This window comes from Paracoccaceae bacterium Fryx2 (assembly GCA_032334235.1).
Classification (GTDB): domain Bacteria; phylum Pseudomonadota; class Alphaproteobacteria; order Rhodobacterales; family Rhodobacteraceae; genus JAVSGI01.
Map to the genome: position 1 here is coordinate 1,097,806 of JAVSGI010000005.1, position 24,464 is coordinate 1,122,269.

A 24,464-nucleotide genomic window follows, 5' to 3' on the forward strand; every position below is an offset into this window, starting at 1 on the left:
ATGAAAAAGCCTAGTCCGCCCGTATGACCGTTACAACAAAAGGACGCAGACCCGGTTAACGATTTGTCCGCCTGTGTCAGTTGCGACCGATGGATTTCATCACCCGGTCCAGACTCTTGCCCTGACTCGACGTGGCCGGGGCATTCCTGACCGCATTGTAATAGGCCGCAGGGTCATAGGTCGGGATGCCAAGCCGCAGATGGTCGACCGTCAGCAGGCCCATCGACTGCAGCAGGGTATAGACCGCGATGTAGCGCGTCGCCTCGGCCGACAGGCGCGAGGCCTTGGCGTCCAGCAGTTCCTGCTCGGCGTTCAGCACGTCGAGCGTGGTGCGCGCGCCCAGCGCCGCCTCCTCGCGAACGCCGTCATAGGCGGTTTGCGCCGCGCGGATCTGGCGGTCGGTCGCCTCGATGCTGGCGCCTGCGACCGACAGGTTGGCCCAGGCGTTGCCGATTGACTGTTCGATCAGCAGCACGGTCTGCAACAGGTTGGCCCGCGACGAGTCGCGCCCGGCCAGTGCCCGGCGATACAGGGCCGACAGCCTGCCCCCGGCATAGATCGTCTGGTTGTAGGTCAGCCCCAGCGATCTCGTGTCCTCGCCGTTGTCGTCGGTCGAGAGCTGGGCACGCGCGCTGAGGGTCGGCCCCATGTTGGCGGCGGCAATCTGCACGCTCAGGTCGGAAATCGTGACCTCGCGCTGCGCCTGCCGGATGGCCGGATGGCCGCGGCGGGCCACAACCCGGGCATCCTCCAGCGAGGCGGCGCGGCGCGGCGCGGCGGGCGGAGGGGCCAGACGGCCCGGATAGGCCCCGGTCGCCACCTTGTAGCTTTCGCGGGCCAGCGCAAGATTGCCCTGGGCCTCGGCCAGATTGGCGCGCGCCGATGCCAGCCGCGATTCCGCGATGGCCACATCGGTGCGCGTGACCTCGCCCACCTCGAAACGGTCCTCGGCGGCGCGCTGCTCCTGGGTGATCACCCGGACGTTGCTCTGGCGCAGCAGGACGATTTCCTCGTTCAGCCGCACCCGCACATAGGCATCGACCGCAGCCAGCAGCACGCGCTGTTCCAGGTCGATCAGCGCCTCGCGCGTCGCCAGAACGGATTCCTTGGCCGAAGATACCGCCAGCGCCCTGCGACCGTAGTCATAAAGCATCAGCTCGGCCGCCAGGACGAACACCGTGCTCAGCGTCTCGGACACCGTCGCGGCACCCAACAGGTTCTGCCCTTCGGCATAAGTATAGGTGGACCGTGCGGTGAAATCGATAACCGGCCGCAGGTTCGACACCGCCACCGCCAGATCCTCGTCGGTGGCGCGCAGCAGGGCGCGGTTCTGGTCCAGCAGGTTGCTGTTGCGATAGGCCGCGATCAGCGCATCGGTCAGCGTTTCCGCCCGCAGCGCAGGTGCCGCCATCAGCGCCACCGCGGCGAGCGCCGCCGTCATGTATCCCCTGATACCGCGCATGGTCCGTTCCTTCTTCCGCCCGGCTGTATGGTCTGCCGGGGTCACAGGGTGAATTTTCTCGGTGCGGCGAATCCCGGCAGGACCGGGGCCGTCGCATTGAAGGCAAACCGCCAGGTCACGGACCCGTCGATCTTGTAGCCGATCCGCACCTCGCCCAGCGCGCCCATCATGAACAGACAGCCGATGCGGCCGCCTTCCCGCAGTTGCGCCAGCAGTGCATCGGGCACGATCTCGACCCCGCCCTGCACCGTGATCACATCGTAAGGCGCCTGTTTCGGCGCGCCGTGCGCCAGGGCACCCTGCAGCACGGCGGCATTGTCCACCCCCTCGGCCGACAGGGTGCGCTGCGCCTCGTCGGCCAGCCCCGCGTCCTCCTCGACCGCGATCACCGCTTCGGCCAGCCGGGCGATCACCGCAGTGGAATAGCCAAGCCCGCAACCCAGGTCGAGCACGGTTTCCACCGGTTGGATGTCGAGCGTGTCCAGCATCTTGGCCAGGGTGCGCGGTTCCACCAGCACCCGCCCTGCCCCGATCACCAGGTTTTCGCCCATGTAGGCCGCCTCGCGCTTCTGGGGCGGCACATAGACCTCGCGCGGGACGGCCAGCATCGCGGCGATGATCGGAAACTTGGTCACATCCGACGGGCGGACCTGGGTATCGACCATCATCGTGCGGCGTAAGTCGAAGTCGGTCATGTCTGAACTCATCGGTCTAGTTCGGGTTCACTAGGTCTTGCCACAGAACCGGGCGCCGGGCAACACGGGCCGGTCATGCGGCGCGCCAAGGCGCAAAAATTGCGGCGACAGATGCATGATTGATACGCCAGGGGCCCCGTTCGGCGGTGCCGAAGGCGGCCAAGCGCCTGTCCGCGCAGCGGATTGCCGCGGCACCGCGTCAGCGGTCGGCCGGCGCTGGGGCGCAGGCGGCGGCCATGGCGTGGGCCAGATCATCCATCCGCACCGGCTTGGCGACGCAGGCGGCAAAGCCCGCGGCATGGTATTCCGCGACATGCTGGGTCATGGCATTGGCGGTGACGGCCAGCGCCGGTGGCACGCCCGCCCCGGCCAGCGCCGCCTTCTCGCGGATGTCGGCGTAGGCAGACACGCCATCGCGCCCGGGCATGGAGATGTCGAACAGCAAGACGTCGAACAGCCCCGGCAGCCAGGCCCGCACCGCCTCCTCGCCGTCGCAAACCATGGTGTGCGCCACACCCAAAGCGGCCAGCATCGACTTCAGGATGAAGCGGTTGGTGGCATTGTCCTCGGCCACCAGCGCGCGCAGATGCGACACGTCGGGCAGCGCACCGACCGAAGGCAAGGGGCGCGGCGCGGCCTTCGGCACCATGGCCGCCACAGGCGGGATGTCGGGGCGCGGGGCGTCGGGGCGCGGGGGGGCCTCGGGGCCTGCGGTCGGCGGAGCCTCGGCGCGAGCGGTCGGCGGGGCATCGGAGGGCACGGCCGACGGAGCCTCAGCGCGCACGGCAGGCGGAGCCTCGGGGGGCACGGCAGGCCGGGCATCTGCCCCCCTGGCACGGCGCTTGTCTGCCGCCAATGCGGGTTCGCCCCCGGACCGCACGGCGTCGGGCCGCACGGCATCGGGCCGCACGGCATCGGGCCGCACGGCTGGTCGAACAGCGTCGGCTCTTGCGGCGTCGGTTCTTGCGGCGTCGGTTCTTGCGGCGTCGGGCGCCTCGGGCGCGGCGTCGCCCGGCCGGTCGTCCAGCGGCAGCGGCAGGTGGACGCGGACCCGCGTGCCCCGCCCCGGCGTGCTGTCCAGCGTGATCTCGCCCCCCATCAGCCGCACCAGCCGCCGCACGATCGGCAGGCCAAGCCCGGTGCCGCCGAAGCGCCGGGTGATCGAGCCGTCGGCCTGCGTGAACTCGTCGAACACCCGGCCAAGCTGGGCCTCGTCCATGCCGATGCCGGTATCGCTGATCTCCAGCACGAGGGGCCCATCGTGCCGGGCCGACAGCAGCAGCCGCACCTCGCCGCTGGGGGTGAACTTGATCGCGTTGCCGACCAGATTGTGCAGGATCTGCAACAGCCGGTTGGCATCGCCGCGCCGGTGCAGCCCGGCCCCGCTGTCCGACATCACCACCAGTCCGATGCCCCGCGCCCGCGCCGCCGGGGCGTGCAGGCTTTCGACCCGCGCGGCCAGCGCGGCCGGGATGAAGGGGCGGTTCTCGATCTGCATCCGCCCGGCTTCGATCTTCGCCAGATCGAGGATGTCGTTGATGATCACCAGCAAGAGCTCTCCCGATTGCCGGATGGTGTCCAGCATCTCGCGCTGGCCGGGCGCCAGTTCCGTATGGCCCAGCACTTCGGCCATGCCCAGCACGCCGTTCAGCGGGGTGCGGATCTCGTGGCTCATGGTCGCCAGGAATTCCGACTTGGCGCGGTTTCCTTCCTCGGCCCGCTCCAGCGCGGCCTGCAACGTCGCCTCGGCGGCCAGCCGGTCGGTGATGTCGGTCACCGAGCAGACCACCGACGCCGACATGCCGGGCGCCGACAGCGGTGCCGCGTTGACCGACAGGATGCGGCGCGTCCCGTCGGGCCAGGCGATGCTGAAGCGCAGGTCGCGCAGGGTGGTGCGCTCGGCCATGGCGCGGGCGAAGGGCAGGTCGCGCCCCGCCAGCGGCCGCCCCGCCAGATCCGACGCATCCCACAGCGGGTCGTCGTAGGGCCGCCCCTCGATCTCGCGCTGGCTGCGGCCCAGCACGGCCTCGGCCTCCTTGTTGGCAAACACCATCCGGCCCTGCGCGTCCATCGCGATGATCCCCGAGGCCGAGGTTTCCATCAGCCGCGCCAGCGTGTCGCGCTCGCGCTGCAGCGCGAATTCAAGGTCCTTGCGGGCAGTGATGTCGATATGCACCCCGGAAAGCACGCGCGGCGCGCCTGCGGAATCGCGCGCGGTGACGCTGCCGCGCGACAGGATCCAGACCCAGTGGCCATGGGCGTGGCGCAGCCGCAGCTCATACTCGAACCGGTCGCGCCCGGCGGCGAAATTGGCGGCCTCGGTGGCTTCCATCACCGACAGGTCATCGGGATGCAGCAGGCGGCGCCAGGTCTGCACGGTCATCGGTTCCAGCGATGCCCGCGGCCGGCCCAGCATCGCGGCCCAGCGGTCGTCGATGGTGTTGACCCCGGTTTCGGCATCCAGCGTCCAGGTTGCGACCTGCGCCCCGTCGATGATCTGCGCCACCCGCTGCTCGGCGGCCTTCAGCGCCGACACGTCGATATGCACCCCCGCCATCAGCAGCGGCGCGCCGCCCGGCCCCCAGCGCAGCACCCGCCCGCGCGACTGGATCCAGACCCAGTGCCCGTCGGCATGGCGCATCCGCAGCAGGTATTCGAACTGCTCGATCTCGCGCGAGAACACCTGCGCCAGCGTCGCCGCGACCACCGGCCGGTCGTCGGGATGCACCAGCGCGTGCCAGGTCTCGATGGAGGTCGGCACGAGGTCGGCCGGCTCATAGCCCAGCATCGTCGCCCAGCGGTCGTTGACGCTGTTCTCGTCGGTGGTCAGATCCCATTCCCAGGTGCCGACCTGCGCCCCCTCGATCACGTTGGCCAGCCGGCGTTCGTTGTCGCGCCGCGCGGTCATGTCGACCCGCAGCCCGACGCGGCCACCGCTCGGGGTGGACCGCTCGATCACCCAGATCAGCCGCCCGTCCGCCAGTTCAAGCAGCCCCGACCATTCCGGCTGGCTGCGGACGGCCAGCGTCTCGGCCAGGAACTCCGCCTCGCGGCCAAAGGCGGCGGCATAGTGGCCCTGCCCGATACCATGGCGCAGGATGGTCTCGAACGTGGTGCCGGGCACCAGGATGCCCGCCATCCTGGGGTAGATCTGGCGGTAGCGGTCATTGCACAGCACCAGCCGGTCTTCGGCATCGAACAGCACGAAACCGTCGGGCAGCGCGTCCATCGCCGTCACCAGATGGGTGCGGGCATCCAGCGCCTCCTGCCGCTGCGCCTCGATCGTCGCGATCTGGTGGCGGGTCTGCGTCACGTCCTCGACAAAGCTCCAGATCAGGCTGCGCCCGGTCGGGTCCTTGACCAGAAACCCGCGCACCACAACCGGATAGCGGCTGCCGTCGCGGCGCAGGTATTCCTTCTCCATCGGGCCATAGCGTCCGGTAGCCGCCAGTTCCTCCAGCGCCAGCGCGACCAGCGGCCGGATTTCCGGCGGGATCAGCTGGGTGTAGGTCTGGCCCAGAATCTCGTCTCGGTCATGCCCGCCCGCCGCCAGAAAGGCCGCGTTCACGTCCAGAAACGTCCCGGTCGCCAGATCGTTCAGCATGATGCCGATCGGCGACAGGTCGAACAGCCCGCCCAGCAGCGTCTCGCGGTAGCGCAGCAGCGCGTCGGCCTCGGCGCGCTCGGTGATGTCGCGCACCGCAAAGACATAGCCGTGCGCCCCCCGCCCGTCGGTGGGGGCGCGGCGGGCGGCCGAAAGCTCGTACCACCTTTCCCCGTCGGGCAGGGTCATGGCATAGCGGTAGCCCTGCGCCGGGGCGCCGCGATCGACATCCGCCATCGCCTGCCGTCCGACCGCAGCAACGTCGGGCGGCAGAACCTGCTCCATCGTCAGCCCCATGAACACCTCCGGCCGCGTCGCCAGCGCCTCGGGGCGGCTGGTGTGCCAGGCGACGAAGCGCCCGTCGGTGTCGCTTTCCAGAATCAGGTCGGGTATCGCCGACAGCGTGGCGCGCATCCGGTTGCGCTGATCCTCCAGCGCCAGGCGGGCGGCCCCGGCGGCGGCATCGGCGGCGTGGCGCTGCATCATGGCCGCGATGCCGTTGGCGACGGAGCGCAGCAGAAACGCCTCCTCGTGCAGCGGGACACGCAGGGTCCGCACCGTGTCATAGCCGATGAAGCCGGCAAACCGCCCGCCTTCCAGCAGCGGCACCAGCAGCAGCGACTGCCCCCCCTGGAAATCCAGTTCGCCCCGTGCGGGATGGTCGGGCGGCAGGTCCGCGACGCTGGGCACGAACACCGCGCGGTCGGCCTCGAAGTCGGGCAGCCACGGCGCGATGATGTCGCGGGAAATCCCCTGCAGGCGGTCGCGCATCGGCGCTATTCCGGGGGCGACCCATTCGTGCGTGTTGTCAAGCCGCCCGTCCGGGCGCAGCACGAACAGGTAGGTGCGCTCGAACCCGCAGGCCTGCCCCAGCCGCGACAGGGCGCGTCCGATCATGGCATCGGCATCGGCGGCCGCGCAGCGCAGCACGTCGTTCAACAGCTCGATCACGATCCGCTCGACGCTCACCCGTCAGTTTCCTTTTTCCGGCCCCACCACCCCTTTCGGGGAATATATCGAACTTCCCCGGCATTACCAAGGGTTGCACCGCGAAGATGCAATGCAATTCGCGCCGCACCTGGCAACCGCAGCCCGGCGGGACGATTCCGGCCCGCCGCAGCGTCAGGGCAGCGGGTCCGCGGAAAAAAATGTCGCATCCGGGCCGGGCCGGATCCGGCGCCAAGGCTGGGCCGCGCAATGCCGCCATGCGCCGCGAGAGTGCCGAAAATCGCCCGAAAACCCGGCATTCCGCCAGGCCGGGCAGGCAGATGCACGAAACGCCCCCGCCGCCTGCCGCACCCGCCCGGCCCGTCGGCCGCAGCCGCGGCCCAAAGCCGCCGCCGCGCAAACTTCGCCGCCTTGATGATTGTAAACAAGAGATTTTTACAGCACTTTCAACCCTACTCCGCCCCGGCACCGGCCACTGCCTGCCGCCCGGCCGCCCGGCGCCGCTGTCACATAATCTTCTTGCGCTTGACCGCGATGTTCCCTTCTATGCCGCGAGGTGCGGCAAGCCGCACAAAAAGCTCTCAGGGAGTATGTTTCATGTTCAACGCGAAGTTCTACGCCGCCACGGCGATGGCGCTGGTTCTGGCATCCGGCGCGGCCTCGGCCAAGACGCTGGTCTATTGCTCGGAAGGGTCGCCCGAAGGGTTCGACCCCGCACCCTATACGGCCGGCACCACCTTCGACGCCTCGTCGCGCCCGGTCTACAACCGCCTGGTCGAGTTCGAGAAGGGCACCACCACCGCCGTTCCGGGCCTGGCCGAAAGCTGGGAAGTCTCGGAAGACGGGCTGGAATACACCTTCAAGCTGCGTCAGGGCGTCAAGTTCCACACGGTCGAAGGCTTCACGCCCACCCGTGACTTCAACGCCGATGACGTGATCTTCTCGTTCAACCGTCAGGGCAAGACCGACGATCCGTGGAACCAGTATATCCCGGGCATCACCTACGAATACTATTCCGGGATGGAGATGGCGACCGTCATCGCCGACATCGAGAAGGTTGACGACTACACCGTCAAGTTCAAGCTGACCCGCCCCGAAGCGCCGTTCATCGCCAACCTCGGGATGGATTTCGCCTCGATCCTTTCGGCCGAATATGCCGAGACGCTGCTGGCGGCCGACCGCAAGGCCGATCTGAACCAGATCCCGGTCGGCACCGGCCCGTTCCAGTTCGTTGCCTACCAGAAGGACGCGGTGATCCGCTACAAGGCCAACGCCGACTACTGGGCCGGCAAGCCCGCGATCGACGATCTGGTGTTTGCCATCACCACCGACCCGGCGGTGCGCGTGCAGAAGCTGAAGGCCGGCGAATGCCATGTGATGCCCTATCCGTCGCCCGCCGACATCGACGGGCTGAAGGCAGACGAGAACCTGACCGTGATGGAACAGGCGGGTCTGAACGTGGCCTACCTTGCCTACAACACCACGGTCGCGCCGTTCGACAACGCCGATGTGCGCAAGGCACTGAACATGGCGATCAACAAGCAGGCGATCATCGACGCCGTGTATCAGGGCTCGGGCCAGCTGGCCAAGAACCCGATCCCGCCGACGATGTGGAGCTACAACGACGCCGTGACCGACGACGCCTATGATCCCGATGCCGCCAAGGCGATGCTCGATGCGGCCGGCGTGTCGGGCCTCAGCATGAAGGTCTGGGCGATGCCGGTGCAGCGCCCCTACATGCCCAACGCCCGCCGCACCGCCGAGCTGATCCAGGAAGACTTCTCCAAGATCGGCGTCACGGTGGAAATCGTGACTTACGAATGGGGCGAATATCTTGCCAAGTCGTCGGAAAAGAACCGTGACGGCGCGGTGATCCTGGGCTGGACCGGCGACAATGGCGACCCGGACAACTTCATGGGCGTGCTGCTGGGCTGTTCTGCCGCGACCGATGGCGGGGCGAACCGGGCGCAATGGTGCGATGCGGACTTCGACGCGCTGATCCAGAAGGCCAAGGTCACCGCCGACACCGCCGAACGCACCAAGCTCTATGAAGAGGCGCAGGTCGTGTTCAAGGACAAGGCACCCTGGGCGACGCTGGGCCATTCGACCGTGTTCATGCCGATGTCGAAAAAGGTCACGGGCTATGTCATGAGCCCGCTGGGCAGCCACCAGTTCGACACGGTGGACATCGCAGAGTGATCCTGTCAAAGGATCACGATCAGGAAGCGTCGTGATCCTGTTGAAGGATCACGATCGGGAAACGTCGTGATCCTGTTGAAGGATCACGATCGGGAAGCGTCGTGATCCTGTTGAAGGATCACGATCGGGAAACGTCGTGATCCTGTCAAAGGATCACGATTGCAACAGCGGCGTGACCCTGCAACAGGATCACCACCGCAACACCGACGCGCCGGGGGTTCCGGCGCGTCTGCTTTTGGGGACCGGCGGATGCTGAAGTTCATCCTGGGCAAACTGGCCTACCTGATCCCGACCTTCCTCGGGATCACCATCGTCGCCTTCGGGTTCGTGCGGGTGCTGCCCGGCGACCCGGTGCTGCTGATGGCGGGCGAGCGCGGCCTTACCGCGGAACGCTACGAAATCCTGCTGGCGCAGCTCGGCTTCGACAAGCCGATCTGGCAGCAATACCTGATCTACCTCGGCAACCTGTTCCAGGGCGACTTCGGCACCTCGCTGGTGACCAAGAAGCCGGTGCTGGGCGAATTCATGGCGCTGTTTCCCGCCACGATGGAGCTTGGCCTCTGCGCCATCATCCTCGCCACCTGCGTCGGCATTCCGCTGGGCATCCTGGCCGCGATCAAGCGCGGCTCGTGGTTCGACCAGATCAGCATGGGCACCGCCCTTGTCGGCTATTCGATGCCGATCTTCTGGTGGGGGCTGCTGCTGATCATCCTGTTTTCCGGCATCCTCGGCTGGACCCCGGTCTCGGGGCGCATCTCGCTGATGTATTATTTCCCCGACGTGACCGGCTTCATGCTGATCGACAGCCTGCTTTCGGGCCAGTCGGGTGCCTTCCGTTCGGCGCTTTCACACCTGATCCTGCCCACGATCGTGCTTGCCACGATTCCCATGGCGGTGATCGCGCGCCAGTCGCGTTCGGCCATGCTTGAGGTGCTGAGCGAAGACTACGTCCGCACCGCCCGCGCCAAGGGCCTCAGCCCGTTCCGCGTCGTCACCGTCCACGCGCTGCGCAACGCGCTGATCCCGGTGATCACCACCATCGGCCTGCAAGTGGGCGTGCTGATGGCCGGGGCGATCCTGACCGAGACGGTCTTTTCCTGGCCCGGCATCGGCAAGGCGATGGTCGACTCGATCTCGCGGCGCGATTATCCGGCGGTGCAGGGCGGCCTTCTGCTGATCGCGGCCATCGTGATGCTGGTGAACCTGACGGTCGATCTGCTTTACGGGGTGATCAACCCCCGCATCCGGCACAAGTGAGGGCGCGATGACCGACACAACCGAAATCACCGCCCCGAAGCCGCCCTCCGCCCTGTCGGAGTTCTGGCACTATTTCAGCGAGAACCGCGGCGCGGTGATCGGCCTGTGGGTGTTCGGCCTCTTGGTGCTGGTGGCGCTGGCCGCCCCGCTGATCGCACCGCACAACCCGACGCTGCAGGCCCGCGACGCGCTGCTGCTGCCGCCGTTCTGGGCCGAAGGCGGGCGGGTGGAATACCTGCTTGGCACCGATGCCATCGGGCGGGACATGCTGTCCCGGCTGATCTACGGCGCGCGCTTCTCGCTGTTCATCGGGCTGGTGGTGGTCACCATCGCCCTGACCGGCGGCATCGTGATCGGGCTGGTGGCCGGGTTCTTCGGCGGCTGGGTCGATACCGTCATCATGCGGGTGATGGACGTGATCCTCGCCTTCCCGTCGCTTCTGCTGGCGCTGGTGCTGGTGGCCATCCTCGGCCCCGGCCTGACCAACGCGATGATCGCCATCGCGCTGGTGTTGCAGCCGCATTTCGCCCGGCTGACGCGCGCCTCGGTGATGGGCGAGCTTGGCCGCGAATATGTCATGGCGGCGCGGGTGGCGGGGGCGGGCCGGTTGCGGCTGATGTTCCGCACCATCCTGCCCAACTGCCTTGCCCCGTTGATCGTGCAGGGCACCCTGTCGTTCTCCAGCGCGATCCTCGACGCGGCAGCCCTGGGTTTCCTCGGGATGGGCGCGCAGCCCCCCACGCCGGAATGGGGCACCATGCTGGCCGAGGCGCGCGAGTTCATCCTGCGCGCCTGGTGGGTCGTCACCTTCCCCGGCCTTGCCATCCTGATCACCGTGCTGGCGATCAACCTGGTGGGCGACGGGTTGCGCGACGCGCTCGACCCCAAGCTGAAGCGGAGCTGACATGGCCCTTCTGGAAATCCGCAACCTCTGCGTCACCTTCGACACCTCTGGCGGCCCGTTCCGCGCGGTGGACGGCATCGACCTGAACGTCTCGTCGCGCGAGGTGCTGGCGATCGTGGGCGAAAGCGGCTCGGGCAAGTCGGTGGCGATGCTGGCGACCATGGGCCTGCTGCCCGCCACCGCCACCGTCACCGCCGATGCGATGACCTTCGACGGCCGCGACCTGCTGACCATGCCCGCGGCCGAGAAACGCAGCATCATCGGCCGCGAAATCTCGATGATCTTCCAGGAACCGATGGCCAGCCTGAACCCCTGCTTCACCGTCGGCTTCCAGCTTGAGGAAGTGCTGCGCATCCACATGAACATGGGCCGCGCCGAACGCCGGGCGCGCGCGGTCGAACTGTTCAAGGCGGTCGGCATCCCCGACCCCGAGTCGCGGCTTGCCTCCTTCCCGCACCAGATGTCGGGCGGCCAGTGCCAGCGCGTGATGATCGCCATCGCCATCGCCTGCAACCCCAAGCTGCTGATCGCCGACGAGCCGACCACCGCGCTTGACGTGACGATCCAGAAGCAGATCCTCGACCTGCTGATGAACCTGCAGGAACGCTTCGGCATGGCGCTGATCATGATCACGCACGACATGGGCGTAGTGGCTGAAACCGCCGACCGGGTGGTGGTGCAATACAAGGGCCGCAAGATGGAAGAAGCCGCCGTGCTCGACCTGTTCGAGTCGCCGCAGAACCCCTACACCCGCGCCCTGCTCTCGGCCCTGCCCGAGAATGCCAAGGGCGACCGCCTGCCCACCGTGGCCGATTTCATGCGCGACCTTGATGCGCAGGCCGGGGATACGAAGGCGGGGGATAAGAAGGCCGGGGCCGCGCAGGCCGGGGCCGCCCGATGACCCCGGTTCTGGAAGGCCGCAACATCACCCGCGACTATGCAAGCGGCGGCGGCCTGTTCGGCCGGGCAAAGACGGTGCGCGCGCTGAAGGGCGTCAGCTTCTCGGTCGCGCGCGGCAAGACGCTTGCCATCGTCGGTGAAAGCGGCTGCGGCAAGTCCACCCTCGCCCGCATCATCACCCTGATCGACCCGGCCACCAGCGGCGAGTTGCTGCTCGACGGGCAGGCCATCGCGATCGGCAAGGGCTCGCTGCCGCGCGAGGTGCGGCGCAAGGTGCAGATCGTGTTCCAGAACCCCTACGGCTCGCTGAACCCGCGCCAGAAGGTCGGTGACATGCTGATGGAACAGCTGATGCTGAACACCGACCACACGCCTGCCGAACGGCGCGATCTGTCGATGCAGATGCTGGCCAAGGTCAACCTGCTGCCCGAACATTTCAACCGCTACCCGCACATGTTTTCCGGCGGCCAGCGCCAACGGCTGGCCATCGCCCGCGCGCTGATGGTCAACCCGAAACTGCTGGTGCTGGATGAACCCGTTTCGGCGCTTGACCTGTCGGTGCAGGCGCAGGTGCTCAACCTGCTGGCCGATCTTCAGGACGAGTTCGACCTGACCTATGTCTTCATCAGCCACGACCTGTCGGTGGTGCGCTACATCGCCGACGAGGTGATGGTGATGTATATGGGCGAGGTGGTCGAGGCGGGCACGCGTGACGCCGTGTTCACCGACCCGCAGCACGCCTATACCCGCACCCTGTTCGCCGCCACGCCGCAATCGGATGTCGCCAGCATCCGCGCCCGGGTCGAACGCCGCCGCGCCGCGAACGCCGCCCGCTGAGGACCGCCATGATCTTTCACGACCGCCTGACCCGCCTGCGCGCCCGGATGCGCGACACCGGCACCGATCTGGTGGCGGTGGGGCCGACCTCGAACATGGTCTGGCTTTCGGGCCTTGCCCCGCATGGCGACGAGCGCCCGGTGATGCAGATCGTGACGCAGGGGTTTGCGGGCTTCCTGATGCCTGCCCTGAACGCCGACAGCCAGCGCCCGGCCACCGACCTGCCGTTCTTCTGCTGGACCGATGACGTCGGCCCCGTGCAGGCGCTGGCCGACCTGCTGGCCGCCGCCCTGCCCGCAGGCACACCCTGCACCGTCGCGCTCGATGAAACCATGCGCGCCGATTTCGCGCTGCTGCTGCTCGATGCTTTGCCCGTCGCCCGGCGGGGCTTTCTGGGCGACACGGTGGGCTGGCTCCGCAGCCGCAAGGATGCCGCCGAATATGATCTGCTTAAGATGAACGCCGTGCTGAACGACTCCGCGATGCGCGCCGGTTTTGCCGCCCTGCGCGACGGCATCACCGAGTCCGAGGTGGCCGCCGCCATCGCCGCCGTCTACACCGCCCACGGCGCGCGGGCCGAGTTTCTCAGCGTCTGTTTCGGCGGCAACGGCGCCTTCCCGCATCACGCGACCGGCGACACGCGGCTGGCCCCCGGCATGGCCGTGCTGATCGACATCGGCGGGCGCAAGCAGGGCTATCCCAGCGACATGACCCGCGTTGGCCATTTCGGCCCGGCCCCCGAAGGCTTTGCCGAGGTTCACGCCATCGTCAACCGGGCCGTCGCTGCCGCCGTCGCCGCCGCCCGCCCCGGCGTGGCGGCCCGCACCGTCGATGCCGCCGCGCGCGATGTGATCACGGCGGCGGGCTATGGCGACCGTTTCCTGCACCGCACCGGCCACGGCCTTGGCATCGACATCCACGAGGCCCCCTACATCACCGCCACCGCCGACACCGTGCTGGAGGAGGGCATGGTGTTTTCCATCGAGCCCGGCATCTACCTGACCGGCCGCTTCGGCCTGCGGCTTGAGGAAATCGTGATCCTGCGGGCCGATCACGCCGAGATCCTGTCGGACCTGCCGCGCGATGCCTTCGCCCAAGGCTGACCCTTTCGGCCTGCCCGGCATCGCCTGCCACCAAAGGCGCTTCACGGCCGCCGATGCCCTCGCCGCACCCGGCATTACCCTGCCCCCCAGCGTGCTCGCCGCCGTGCCGCTGCGCCGCGCCGAGTTCCTCGCAGGCCGCCTTTGCGCCGCGCTCGCGCTCCGCGACCTCGGCTGCTCGACGCCCGATGACGTGCCCGTCAACCCCGACCGCAGCCCGCGCTGGCCGCCGGGGTTTCTTGGCAGCATCAGCCACAGCGCCGGTCACGCCATCGCCGTGGCCGCCACGACCCGCACCCACAGCCTGCTCGGCATCGACCTCGAACCCCTGATGCCCCCCGACGTGGCGCAAGAGGTCGCCCCCGACATCCTCTCGCCCGGCGACGCCGCCCACTGCCCGCCCGGCCTGCCCTTCGCCGCCTTCGTCACCACCGTCTTTTCCGCCAAAGAGGCGCTCTACAAGGCCATCCACCCCCGGCTTCTCCGGGTGATCCCGTTCCACGCCGCCCGCCTGACCGCCTTCGGCCCGCACGACCTGCGGCTGGCGCTGGACGAAGACCTGCGCGCCGCCCTCGGCCTTGCGCCCGACCTTGGCCTGCGCATCCACCAAGGCGCCACGTCGTGCCTTTGCCTGCTGGCCGCCCCCGCGTGACCGTCCCAACCGACCGAGACCGGACAGAACGCCCCGAAGCCCCGTGCATCAATGCACAGAAGCTGTGCCGCGCCTTACAATCTGGACGAAACGGTTTAAGTCAAATCCAAGCGCTCGGTCTGCCCCGCAGACCGCCCGAATGATTCAAACCGAAGGACTGCCCATGTCAACCCAGCCGCTGTTCACCCCGATCACCGTCGGTGCGATGCACCTTGCCAACCGCGTCGCCATGGCGCCGCTGACCCGCAACCGCGCCAACCCGGAAGATGACACGCCGACCGATCTGCATGTCGAATACTACAGCCAGCGCGCCGGTGCCGGGCTGATCATCACCGAGGCCGCCCAGATCTCGCCCGAGGCCAAGGGCTATGCCTGGACCCCGGGCATATACTCCCCCGCGCAGATCGCGGGCTGGAAGAAGGTGACCGACGCGGTCCACGCCAAGGGCGGCAAGATCGTGATCCAGCTCTGGCATGTCGGCCGGGTGTCGCACACCAGCCTGCAACCCGAAGGCCGCGCACCCGTGGCGCCTTCGGCCATCGCCGCGGCGACCAAGACCTTCGACGGCACCCAGTTCCTTGCGACCTCGCTGCCCCGCGCGCTGGAAACCGCTGAAATCGCCCGCATCGTGGCCGATTATGCCCAGGCCACGCGCAACGCCCGCGAGGCCGGTTTCGACGGCGTCGAGATCCACGCCGCCAACGGCTACCTGATCGACCAGTTCCTGCACGCCGGGTCCAACACCCGCACCGACGCCTATGGCGGCAGCATCGAGAACCGCGCCCGCCTGCTGGCCGAGGTCATCGCCGCCAGCGTCGCCGCCTGGGATGCGGGCCATGTCGGCATCCGCCTCAGCCCGTTCTCGGGGGCTAACGGGGTTTCCGACAGCGACCCGATGGCGCTGTTCAGCCATGCCGTCGATCTGGTGAACGCGGCGGGGCTGGCCTACCTGCACATGGTCGAGGGCCAGACCGGCGGCAGCCGCGATCTGGCGCCGGGGCATGACATCGGCGCGCTGCGGGCCCGGTTCAGCGGGGTCTATATCGCCAACAACGGCTATACCCGTGAAATGGCGCTTGCCGCCGTGGCCGAGGGCCGCGCCGACATGGTGGCATTCGGCAAGCCCTACATCGCCAACCCCGATCTGGCCGAGCGCCTGAAGGCCGATGTGCCGCTGAACGCGCTCGACACCACGACGATGTATGGCGGCGGGGCCAAGGGCTACACCGACTATCCCGCGATGGAAACGACGGCTGCGTAACGCCTGAACCGAAGCCGCGAAACCCTACCCGAACTTCGCGCGGGCATCGAGCGCAAGCCCGGTGCCCACGCTGCCCAGAAGGTCGCCGGTGGCAACCGCCACCCCCGGCAGCACCGCCGCCACCGCGCCATGCAGCACCGGCAGGCTGCTGGAGCCGCCGGTCATGAACACCGTCCCGATCTGGTCGGCCCGCACCCCGGCCTGCGCCAGCACGGCGCGCAGGGTCGCTGCGATACGCTCCACCGGCACGGCCACCGCCGCCTCGAAACCCTGACGGGTCGCGCGCAGGTCCGCCCCGCCGGTCAGGTCCGCCACCGCAATCCGCGCCTCGCCCGCATCCGAAAGCGCAATCTTCGCGGCCTCCACCGCCATCGCCAGCGCATGACCCGCACGCTTTTCCACCACCCGGATCATCCGGTCCAGCGCCACCGGCTTTTCGGCAATCTGGCGCAACGCCTTCAGGTCCGACAGGCTGCGCTGGGTGTAAAGCGCGTTGATGCGGTGCCAGGTGGCAAGGTCGAGCCAGTAGTGCTTCGGCATCAGCCCCTTGCCGTCCGCCGTCCGCGTGCCGAACCCCAGTTGCGGCATGACGCGGGCAAGGCTCAGCAGCCGGTCGAAATCGGTGCCGCCGACCCGGATGCCGTCATTGGCCAGAATGTCGGCCGTCCGGTCAGCGCGCCGTGCCCGGTCGGGCGAGACGCGCACGATGGAAAAATCCGACGTGCCGCCGCCGATATCGACAATCAGCACCAGTTCCTCGGCGGCCACCCCCTGTTCGTAATGCAGCGCCGCCGCGATCGGTTCGTATTGAAACGCCACGGTGCGGAAACCCTGCGCCCGGGCGATGCCTTCCAGCACATCCTGCGCCGCCCGGTCGCCTGCCGCATCGTCCTCGACGAAATGCACCGGGCGGCCCAGCACCACCTGATCGACGCCCGCCGCCGCGGAGTCGAGCCGCGCCTTCAGATGCCCGAAGAACCGCCCCAGAATCTCGGTGAAGGCCAGCGCGCGGTTGCCGACGCGGGTTTTCTCGTGGATCAGCGCAGACCCCAGCGCGCTTTTCAGCCCGCGCATCAGCCGCCCGTCGTCGCCCTCGGCGTAAGCCCGGATCGCCTCCCGCCCGAATTGCGGCGCGCCGCCATCGGCCTCCCAGAACACCGCGCTTGGCAGGGTGACGTGATCGCCCTCCAGCGCCACCAGCCGCGCGCCGGCCGCGTCGGCCAGCGCCAGCGTCGAATTCGACGTGCCGAAATCTATCCCGCAGTAGGGTTGCATCGGGGCTCCGGGGTTGCAGGCAGGGCCGACCCGGATAGGCGCAAGCGGCGGCGGTGTAAAGCCGCTATTCGGCGGGGGTCTGCGCGCGCATCACCCGCGCCGCCTCGCCCAGTTCGCGGTGCAGCAGCGCCGCCTCCTCGGCCTTGGGCTTCGACAGCTCCGCCAGCAGCAGATAGGCCACCGGCGTCAGGTAAAGCGTAGCCACCGTCGCCAGCCCCAGACCGCCGACGATGATCCAGCCCAGCACCGCCCGCGCCTCGGCCCCCGCACCGAAGGCCAGCACCAGCGGCAGCCCGCCCAGCACGGTTGCGACCATCGTCATCATCACCGGCCGCAGCCGGATGACCGAGGCGCTTTCGATCGCCTGCCGCACCGTCGCGCCGCCATCACGCAACTGGTTGGCGAATTCGACGATCAGAATCCCGTTCTTGGCCATGATGCCCACCAGCAGCACCAGCCCGATCTGCGAATAGACGTTCAGGCTGCCCCCGGTCATCACCATCGCGAACACGGCGCAGGCCAGCCCCAGCGGCACCGTCGCCATCACGATCACCGCCGACACGAAGCTTTCGAACTGCGCCGCCAGCACCAGAAACACCACCAGAATCGCAAAGCCGAAGGTCAGCAGCAGGCCCGACGAGGTTTCCCCCAGCGTCGCCGCCTCGGCCATCGGCACGATGCGGCTGCCGGGCGGCAGGATGTCGGCCGCCAGCGCCTGCACCTGCACCAGTGCATCGCCCAGCGCCAGATCGGGTGTCAGACCCGCGGTGACCGGAACCGAGCGCATCTGCGCCTCGCGCCCCAGTTCAGGGGCCACCGCACGTTCTGTCAGGGTGACGAAGGTGGAAATCGGCACCATCTGCGGCCCGGCGGCCGATCCGGCACCGGCCTGCACGAAGATCCGCTCCAGATCGCCGGGGTCGTTCACCGGGTCGCTGGTCGAAACCATCTTGATGTCATAGCTGCTGTCGTCCAGGAACACCGTGCCGACGGTGCGCCCGTCCAGCACCGCCTGCAACGCCTCGCCCAGCCCGTCGATGTTCACACCAAGATCCGAGGCCCGCGCCCGGTCCACCTCGATGAAAAGCTGCGGCTGCGTCGTGTCATAGCCCAGCCGCACCTGACCGAAGGCCGGGTTCTTCTCCATCTCGGCCACCAGCGTCCGCGCGCTTTCGGCCAGCCCGTCGTAATCGTCGCCCACCACCGCAAGGCTCAGCCCCTGCCCCGCACCGCGGATGCCCAGCGAGTTGGACTGGATGGCAAAGGCCCGGATGCCGATCACGCCGCGCAGCTTTTCGTTGATCTCGGCCACGATCTCCTGCTGGCTGCGGCTGCGGTCGGCCCAGTCGGCAAGGCTCAGCACCATGAAGCCGCGATTGTCCGACCCGCCCTGCCCTGCGATGGCAAAGACATTGGCAATCTCGCCCGAGGCGCGCAGCGGTTCCAGCAGCGCCTCGATCTCGCGCATCTTGGCGTCGGTATAGTCGAGCGCCACGCCCTGCGGCGCCTGCACGCTCAGCATCGCCAGCGCGCGGTCCTCGGACGGGGTCAGTTCCTGCCGCAGCGTGGTGAACAGCATCCCCGCCGTCAGCGCGAACAGCACCGCCAGCGCCACCACCACCATCGGCGCCTCCAGCGCGGCGTGCAGGGTGCGCGCGTAAAGCCGGGCCAGCCGGTTGCCGACCCAGGTGACCGGCCCGCGCGCCGGAGCCGCCACATCCACCGGGCGCAGCAGGCGGCTGGCCAGCACCGGGCACAGCGTCAGCGCGGTGATCGACGACAAGAGCACCGCCATCGCCAGCGTGAAGCCGAACTCGCGGAACAGCCCGCCCGTCTGCCCCGGCAGGAACGACAGCGGAATGAACACCGCCGCCAGCGTCGTGGTGGTGGCGATCACCGCAAAGAACACCTGCTGCGTGCCCAGCACCGCCGCCGCCCGCGCGCCCATGCCTTCCGACCGCCGCCGCACGATGTTTTCCAGCACCACGATGGCATCATCGACCACCATCCCGGTCGCCAGCACCAGCGCCAGCAGCGTCAGGATGTTGATCGAGAACCCCACCAGCCAGATCGCGGCCAGCGTGCCGACCAGCGCCACCGGCATGGCAATGGCCGGAATCAGCGTCGCCCGCACGTCGCGCAGGAACAGATACATCACCGCCGTCACGATCAGCACCGAAAACACCAGCGCGATCTCCACCTCGTGAATTGCGCCGTTGATGAAGGTCGCGGTGTCGCTGGTGATGAAGATCCGCACGTCGGGCGGCAGGATCGCCTGCACCTCGGCCACGATCTTCGTGACCGCGGCCGAGATGTCCAGCGTGTTGCTCTGCGCCTGCCGGATGATGCCCAGCCCGATGCCGGTCTGCCCGTTGGCCCGCAGGATCGACGCCCCCGGTTCCGGCCCCAGCGTCACCTGCGCCACGTCGCCCAGCCGCACGCTGGCCGCCACCTCCAGCGCCTCGAACTGCGCGGCGGTGGTGACGGCGGCGGTGGTGCGGACCAGAATGCTCTGGCGGTCGGAACTCAGCGCCCCGGCCGGGGCGTCGAAGGCCACGTTGCGCAGGCTGTTGCGCAGGTCGGCCAGCGTCAGGCCGCGGCTGGCAAGCTGCATCTGGTCGATGTCGACGCGGAACACCTGCTCGCGGTCACCGAATATCTGGATGTCGGCCACGCCGGGGGCCGACAGCAGCCGGTCCTCGACCAGATCCTCGACCAGCAGCGTCAGTTCCTGCGACGAACGGGTGGCCGAGGTCATGGCAATGCGCAGCACGGCTTCGGCATTGGCGTCGGCCTTGACGATGCGCGGGGTGTCGGCATCATCCGGCAGGCTGTTGGCAATCCGCGCGATGGCGTCGCGCATGTCGGTCGCGGCCACGTCCAGATCGACGCTGTCGCTGAACTCCACCGTCACCCGGCTGCTGCCGAAGCGCGACGAGGACGAAATCTCCTTGACCCCCGCCACCCGCCCTGCCGCCCCCTCGATCACCGCCGTGATCTCGCGGTCGATGGTTTCGGGCGCGGCACCCGAAAAACTGGTGCTGACGGTGACCACGGGGCGATCGACATCGGGCAGCTCGCGCACTTCGGCGCCGGAAAGCGCCGCCAGCCCCGCCAGCACGATCATGGCGTTCAGCACGAAGGCGAGGATCGGGCGGCGCACGAACAGCGCGGTGCCCGATCCGGCAAGGGCGGCTTCGTCAATCGGCGCTTCGTGGCTGGACTCGGGGCCGGACTCGGGGCCAGTATCGGGGCTGGACATGGCGGCTCCTCAGGTCTTGGGGGCGGGGTCGGGGGCGCCGGCCACCGTCACATCGACGCCGGGGCGCAGGGCCTGCACCCCTTCGACCACCACCAGATCGCCGGGCAGCAGGTCGGCCCGGATCAGCACCGCATCGGAATTGCGCTGCACGATGCGAACCGGCAGCCGCGCCGCCTTGCCCTCGCGCACCAACCAGACAAAGGCGCCCTCGGCCCCCCACTGGATCGACAGCGGATCGACGGCGGGCAGGCTTTCGCCCGCAAATTCCAGCGTGATGGCAAAGGCCATGCCGGATCGCAGGCTGTCGTCGGCATTGCCCAGCGCCGCCTGCACCCGCAGGCTGCGGCTGGTCTCGTCCACCCGGTTGTCGAGCGCCGAAATCGCGCCCTCAAGGCGCACGCCCGGCTGCGCCAGCGGTTCGGCGCTGACCGGGTCACCCAGCTTCAGCAGGCTGACCACCCGTTCCGGCACCCGGAAATCGACGATCAGGCTGGATCGGTCCTCGATCCGGGTGATCTCGACCGAGGGGCCGATCTGGTCGCCGGCCTCGACCGCCAGAATCCCGACCCAGCCCGACACCGGCGCGGTGATGCGGTGCTGCGCCAGATCGAATTCCGCCTGCCGCAGCGCCAGTTCGGCGGTTTTCAGCGCCAGTTCGGCATCGCGCAGCGCAAGCTCGGTCGTCGCCCCCCGGGCCTGCAACTGCGCCTGCCGGGCCGAGGTGGCCCGCGCATCGGCCAGCATCAGCTCTGCCCGGTCCAGCGCGATCCGCGCCGCATCGCTGTTCAGTTCCGCCACCAGCGCCCCGGCCTCGACATAGTCGCCCGAGGTCACCGCCAGCGCCACGATCTGCCCCGAAACCTCGGGCAGCAGCGTGACCGACCGCACCGCCCGCGCCGACCCGATGGCGGAAATGATGTCGTTCATCACCTGCGGCGCGGGGGGCGCGGCCACCACCGCCACCGCCGCGCCACCCGGACCGCCCGGCCCGCGGGCACCTGCGCCCGCCGCCGCGCCCTGGCCGGCCGCCTCGGGCGCAGGCACGGCGATGCCGAGCCGCACCAGCGGCTCCAGCACGCCGATCCGCGCCAGCACCGGCAAGGCGGCCGGCACGAAACCGACCCAAAGCACCAGTGCCACACCGAGGACCGCAAGGCTCAGCAGGGCTTGTTTCCACAACGCCATTCAGGTCTCCCAAATCCGGCCCGGCCGCTTCGCCCGCAGGCCCCGCCGCACCCGTCATCCTGACTTCCCGGATACCGCAAACACAGCCCGAACCCGGAAAATAGCAGGCCCGGCCTCGAAGGGAAGCCACCATGTCGTGACCGCCCGCCGCCAGCCTACCCCGCCAGCAGCGGAAAGGTCACCCCGATGGCCCAGGCAAAAGCCACCGCATTGGCGATGCCCGCCACGAAGGGATGCCCGGTCGCGCGGTAGGCCCAGCGGCTGATCAGCCCGTGGATGATGAAGAACAGCACGATCACCGGCACGATGATGATCAGGAAGAACAGCCGTTCGAAATCCAGCGCCACCGCAAGGCCAAGCGACCCGAGGAACGCCAGTTTCGACGCCGGATAGGCAAAGCGCCCCTCGCCCACCCCCCGCGTCAGCCATTCATCGGCAAGGAAATAAAGCGCGGTGCCCACCAGCATCACCGCCAGCAGCACAAGGCGCCCTTCGCCCGGCACGAAAGAGGTGACGTAGGTGTTGATCGGCCAGACCAGTGCCGCGAGGAAATACGCCGTCACCCCCAGCGCCCCCAGCGCCAGCGCGGGCAGCGACAGCGGCTGCGTCACCGCGGGCCGCACCTGCCCCCGCCGCACCCAGATCAGACAGGCCGCCGTCAGCAGCCCGTAAACCGCGAAATGCGCCGCCAGATAATCGCCCACCAGCACCGGCAGGAAATGCGTGGGCAGCACCCGCAGCAGCAGCGGCGTGGCCACCATCGGCAGCAGCACCGGCAGCGCCAGCCGCCGCCACACCAGCCCCGCCCCCGCCCGCGGCCGCACCACCACCGGCAGCAACCGCTCCAGCGGGCGCGCGAGCAGCAGGGCCCCCGCGATCAGCAGCATGATCCATGGCCCGCGGCCCTCGGTCACCGGCCCACCGGCGCGCTGCACGCCGAACACTGCATCCAGCCACGCCACCGCCTCGCGCAGGCTGGTCTGGCTGAACAGCACGCTCGCATGTTCGACATGCGGGCTGAACACCACCCGCCGCCCGGTTCCCGCCGCCGGGTCGCCATAGGTGACGCCGGGTTCCGGGTCTGCCCTCGCCAGCCCCACCGCCCGCAGCGCCTCGCGCTTCAGCGTGCCCTCCCAGTCGCCCACGATCACCAGCAGGTTGCGCGGGCTTTCCGCCGTCACCTCGGGCGAGAACATCGACACCGCGATGGTCGCGGCGATCCCCGCATCGGCCTCGGCCGCGCGCACCACGATGTCCGAGGCCATCGAATGCCCCAGCACCGCCAGCCGCCCGTCGCCCAAAGTCCGCGCATGGTCCGCCACCTGCGCCACCTCGGCCATCAGCGTCAGCGTCGCGCCATCGACCTCGGTGATCGAGCCGCCCAGCGGCACCGGGTTTCGCCCATGCCCGGCGAAATCGAAGGTCACGGCGGTGTAGCCATTGCGCGCGAAGGCCAGCGCAAACGACTGCATCAGTTGCTGCGACCCGGCAAAGCCATGCGCGATCACCACCACCGGGCCCTGATCCCCCCCGGCAGGCGTGAACACCCGCGCCGGAATGTGCCCGATGCGGATATCGGCAACCCCGACCCCCTGCCCCGACGCACGCAGGTTCACCAGCGCCAGCGCAATCGCCACCACCGCGACGAGCAGCATCGCCGCATTGACCAGCCCGAACCCGGCGCGGCGGTTCATTCCGCGCCCGTTTTCGCGCGCGGCAACTCGTCCTCGGCAGGCGCCAGCCCATAGGGCGCCACCAGCGCCCAGACATGCGCGGGCACCATGTTGCGCATCCGGCGCGGCATCTGGCGGCGCAGGTGCAGCACGGTTTCCACCGCCTTCATCTCGACCCGCGTGCGCGCAAACTCCAGCCCGCGCGGACCGACGCGCGGCATCAGCCAGCCCATCAACGGGCGCAGCCAGTCGGGCATCGCGCGCAGCGGCAACCCGCCCGCCGCCCGCGCCACATTCTCGGCAAAGCCCTTCACCGCGCCCTGCCGCTTGCCCTTGCTGCCCGGTTCGGAAAGCCGCACCTCGGCGCCCAGCAGGGCCAGCAACTGCTCCCCACGGTCATTGCGCACCAGAAGCCACTGCTCGTCCTGCCCGCCCATGTAGCCCACCGTTATGTCGGCCAGCACGTTGGTGTAATCGACGCAGGTCCGGCAGGTCAGCGGAAAGAAATCGGGCGGCAGCTTCGAGATCGGCAGTTGCAGGAACGGCACCGTCTTCACCCGGCCATCGGTGAAACGCAGCTCCACCCGGTAGTCGGCGCGAAACTCCAGATAGGTGATCGTATCCGGGTCATCGGCCAGCAAGGCCAGGAAATCGTGGAAGTTTTCGGTCGTGGTGTTGTCGGAACAGGGCGTGCCGACGACATAAAGCCGCTCGAACCCCAGTTCCGCCTCCAGCGCGCGCAGGGCATAGACCTGACAGGGAATCCCGATGATCGCCAGCCGCCTGTAGCCCCGCGCCCGCGCCGGTTCCAGAAGCGCCAGCAGCGGCGCATAGCCCATCCGCATCCCGCGGCAGGCGGCCATGTCCTCGGCCTTCGTCACCAGAACCGGCAGCGGGCGCCAGCGGTCGGCGGGGTCGGCGGCCATGGTCAGCACAGCGTCCACCGCCCCGGTTTCCAGCAGGCGCTGCGCGATGCGGGTGGTTATGCCGGTCCATTGCGCGCCGGGCAGCGGATCGACCATCGCGGCGCGGACCATCCGCCGGAACGGGCCGAAGAACAGCTCGTCGGTGCGGGCGGGGTCGCGGGCGCGGCCATGCACCTGCGCCTCCAGCGCCGGATAGTCGGGCTTGATGAACTGGCACGCCCGGCCGCAGCGCCCCGGGTCGGACGACCGCGAGATGCCGCAATCGGTGCAGAGGTCGCGGAACGCGGCAGGCCCCGTCGCCGGGGCCTCCAGTCCGGCAGGCAG

16 protein-coding genes are annotated in these 24,464 nt (G+C 68.8%); 8 read left to right on the forward strand and 8 right to left on the reverse strand.

The genetic code is table 11. The features are described from left to right. Positions 1-76: 76 nt before the first annotated feature. The 3 genes from RNZ50_14450 to RNZ50_14460 all read right to left on the reverse strand — a co-directional run bounded on the left by RNZ50_14450 (position 77) and on the right by RNZ50_14460 (position 6,730). Positions 77-1,462 carry a TolC family outer membrane protein gene (locus tag RNZ50_14450; GenBank protein ID MDT8856198.1) on the reverse strand — a complete coding sequence of 462 codons (1,386 nt, stop codon included), beginning with the start codon at positions 1,460-1,462 and terminating at the stop codon, positions 77-79. A 41-nt stretch (positions 1,463-1,503) separates the two neighbouring features. Beyond that, entirely contained in the window at positions 1,504-2,157 is a 654-nt protein-coding gene (locus RNZ50_14455; protein ID MDT8856199.1) for a protein-L-isoaspartate O-methyltransferase, read from the reverse strand. A 199-nt stretch (positions 2,158-2,356) separates the two neighbouring features. Beyond that, positions 2,357-6,730 (reverse strand): PAS domain S-box protein, encoded by a 4,374-nt coding sequence (locus tag RNZ50_14460; protein ID MDT8856200.1) that lies wholly within the window; start codon positions 6,728-6,730, stop codon positions 2,357-2,359. A 576-nt stretch (positions 6,731-7,306) separates the two neighbouring features. On the opposite strand from RNZ50_14460, the gene RNZ50_14465 reads away from it, so the two are divergent. The 8 genes from RNZ50_14465 (at position 7,307) to RNZ50_14500 (ending at position 15,819) form a co-directional block, all read left to right on the forward strand. After that, the gene (locus tag RNZ50_14465) at positions 7,307-8,908 is read left to right on the forward strand and encodes an ABC transporter substrate-binding protein (GenBank protein ID MDT8856201.1); all 1,602 of its coding nucleotides are present in this window, start codon (positions 7,307-7,309) and stop codon (positions 8,906-8,908) included. A 249-nt stretch (positions 8,909-9,157) separates the two neighbouring features. Beyond that, entirely contained in the window at positions 9,158-10,165 is a 1,008-nt protein-coding gene (locus RNZ50_14470; GenBank protein ID MDT8856202.1) for an ABC transporter permease subunit, read from the forward strand. Positions 10,166-10,172: 7 nt separating this feature from the next. Then, positions 10,173-11,069, forward strand: coding sequence for an ABC transporter permease subunit (locus RNZ50_14475; GenBank protein MDT8856203.1), 897 nt, complete (start codon positions 10,173-10,175; stop codon positions 11,067-11,069). A gap of 1 nt (position 11,070) precedes the next feature. Then, a complete protein-coding gene (locus RNZ50_14480; GenBank protein ID MDT8856204.1) occupies positions 11,071-11,970 on the forward strand; it encodes an ABC transporter ATP-binding protein in 900 nt (299 codons plus the stop codon). Then, the gene (locus tag RNZ50_14485) at positions 11,967-12,806 is read left to right on the forward strand and encodes an ATP-binding cassette domain-containing protein (GenBank protein MDT8856205.1); all 840 of its coding nucleotides are present in this window, start codon (positions 11,967-11,969) and stop codon (positions 12,804-12,806) included. Before RNZ50_14480 ends, RNZ50_14485 begins: the two co-directional genes overlap by 4 nt. 8 nt (positions 12,807-12,814) lie before the next feature. Beyond that, on the forward strand, positions 12,815-13,909 hold the full coding sequence (locus RNZ50_14490) for a M24 family metallopeptidase (GenBank protein ID MDT8856206.1): 1,095 nt from the start codon (positions 12,815-12,817) through the stop codon (positions 13,907-13,909). Next, complete coding sequence (locus tag RNZ50_14495) at positions 13,890-14,558, forward strand: 4'-phosphopantetheinyl transferase superfamily protein (GenBank protein MDT8856207.1); 669 nt, start codon at positions 13,890-13,892, stop codon at positions 14,556-14,558. Before RNZ50_14490 ends, RNZ50_14495 begins: the two co-directional genes overlap by 20 nt. Positions 14,559-14,721: 163 nt before the next feature. Next, the gene (locus tag RNZ50_14500) at positions 14,722-15,819 is read left to right on the forward strand and encodes an alkene reductase (GenBank protein ID MDT8856208.1); all 1,098 of its coding nucleotides are present in this window, start codon (positions 14,722-14,724) and stop codon (positions 15,817-15,819) included. 24 nt (positions 15,820-15,843) lie between these two features. On the opposite strand, the gene RNZ50_14505 is transcribed toward RNZ50_14500, so the two are convergent. The 5 genes from RNZ50_14505 to RNZ50_14525 form a co-directional block, all read right to left on the reverse strand. Further along, a complete protein-coding gene (locus RNZ50_14505) occupies positions 15,844-17,094 on the reverse strand; it encodes an Hsp70 family protein (GenBank protein MDT8856209.1) in 1,251 nt (416 codons plus the stop codon). A 64-nt stretch (positions 17,095-17,158) separates the two neighbouring features. Then, positions 17,159-20,356: an efflux RND transporter permease subunit gene (locus RNZ50_14510; protein ID MDT8856210.1), complete on the reverse strand. Its 3,198-nt coding sequence runs from the start codon at positions 20,354-20,356 to the stop codon at positions 17,159-17,161. Positions 20,357-20,365: 9 nt separating this feature from the next. Then, positions 20,366-21,541 carry an efflux RND transporter periplasmic adaptor subunit gene (locus tag RNZ50_14515; GenBank protein MDT8856211.1) on the reverse strand — a complete coding sequence of 392 codons (1,176 nt, stop codon included), beginning with the start codon at positions 21,539-21,541 and terminating at the stop codon, positions 20,366-20,368. A gap of 155 nt (positions 21,542-21,696) precedes the next feature. Further along, entirely contained in the window at positions 21,697-23,235 is a 1,539-nt protein-coding gene (locus tag RNZ50_14520) for an alpha/beta fold hydrolase (GenBank protein MDT8856212.1), read from the reverse strand. Next, positions 23,232-24,452, reverse strand: coding sequence for a Coenzyme F420 hydrogenase/dehydrogenase, beta subunit C-terminal domain (locus RNZ50_14525; protein ID MDT8856213.1), 1,221 nt, complete (start codon positions 24,450-24,452; stop codon positions 23,232-23,234). Before RNZ50_14525 ends, RNZ50_14520 begins: the two co-directional genes overlap by 4 nt. Positions 24,453-24,464 lie beyond the last annotated feature (12 nt).

Bases quoted from the DNA above. Each gene is read 5' to 3' on its own strand.
- RNZ50_14450 (MDT8856198.1), bottom strand. From the start codon at position 1,462: ATGCGCGGTATCAGGGGATACATGACGGCGGCGCTCGCCGCGGTGGCG.
- RNZ50_14455 (MDT8856199.1), bottom strand. From the start codon at position 2,157: ATGACCGACTTCGACTTACGCCGCACGATGATGGTCGATACCCAGGTC.
- RNZ50_14490 (MDT8856206.1), top strand. From the start codon at position 12,815: ATGATCTTTCACGACCGCCTGACCCGCCTGCGCGCCCGGATGCGCGAC.
- RNZ50_14470 (MDT8856202.1), top strand. From the start codon at position 9,158: ATGCTGAAGTTCATCCTGGGCAAACTGGCCTACCTGATCCCGACCTTC.
- RNZ50_14505 (MDT8856209.1), bottom strand. From the start codon at position 17,094: ATGCAACCCTACTGCGGGATAGATTTCGGCACGTCGAATTCGACGCTG.
- RNZ50_14515 (MDT8856211.1), bottom strand. From the start codon at position 21,541: ATGGCGTTGTGGAAACAAGCCCTGCTGAGCCTTGCGGTCCTCGGTGTG.
- RNZ50_14500 (MDT8856208.1), top strand. From the start codon at position 14,722: ATGTCAACCCAGCCGCTGTTCACCCCGATCACCGTCGGTGCGATGCAC.
- RNZ50_14480 (MDT8856204.1), top strand. From the start codon at position 11,071: ATGGCCCTTCTGGAAATCCGCAACCTCTGCGTCACCTTCGACACCTCT.
- RNZ50_14510 (MDT8856210.1), bottom strand. From the start codon at position 20,356: ATGTCCAGCCCCGATACTGGCCCCGAGTCCGGCCCCGAGTCCAGCCAC.
- RNZ50_14475 (MDT8856203.1), top strand. From the start codon at position 10,173: ATGACCGACACAACCGAAATCACCGCCCCGAAGCCGCCCTCCGCCCTG.
- RNZ50_14485 (MDT8856205.1), top strand. From the start codon at position 11,967: ATGACCCCGGTTCTGGAAGGCCGCAACATCACCCGCGACTATGCAAGC.
- RNZ50_14495 (MDT8856207.1), top strand. From the start codon at position 13,890: ATGCCTTCGCCCAAGGCTGACCCTTTCGGCCTGCCCGGCATCGCCTGC.
- RNZ50_14465 (MDT8856201.1), top strand. From the start codon at position 7,307: ATGTTCAACGCGAAGTTCTACGCCGCCACGGCGATGGCGCTGGTTCTG.
- RNZ50_14520 (MDT8856212.1), bottom strand. From the start codon at position 23,235: ATGAACCGCCGCGCCGGGTTCGGGCTGGTCAATGCGGCGATGCTGCTC.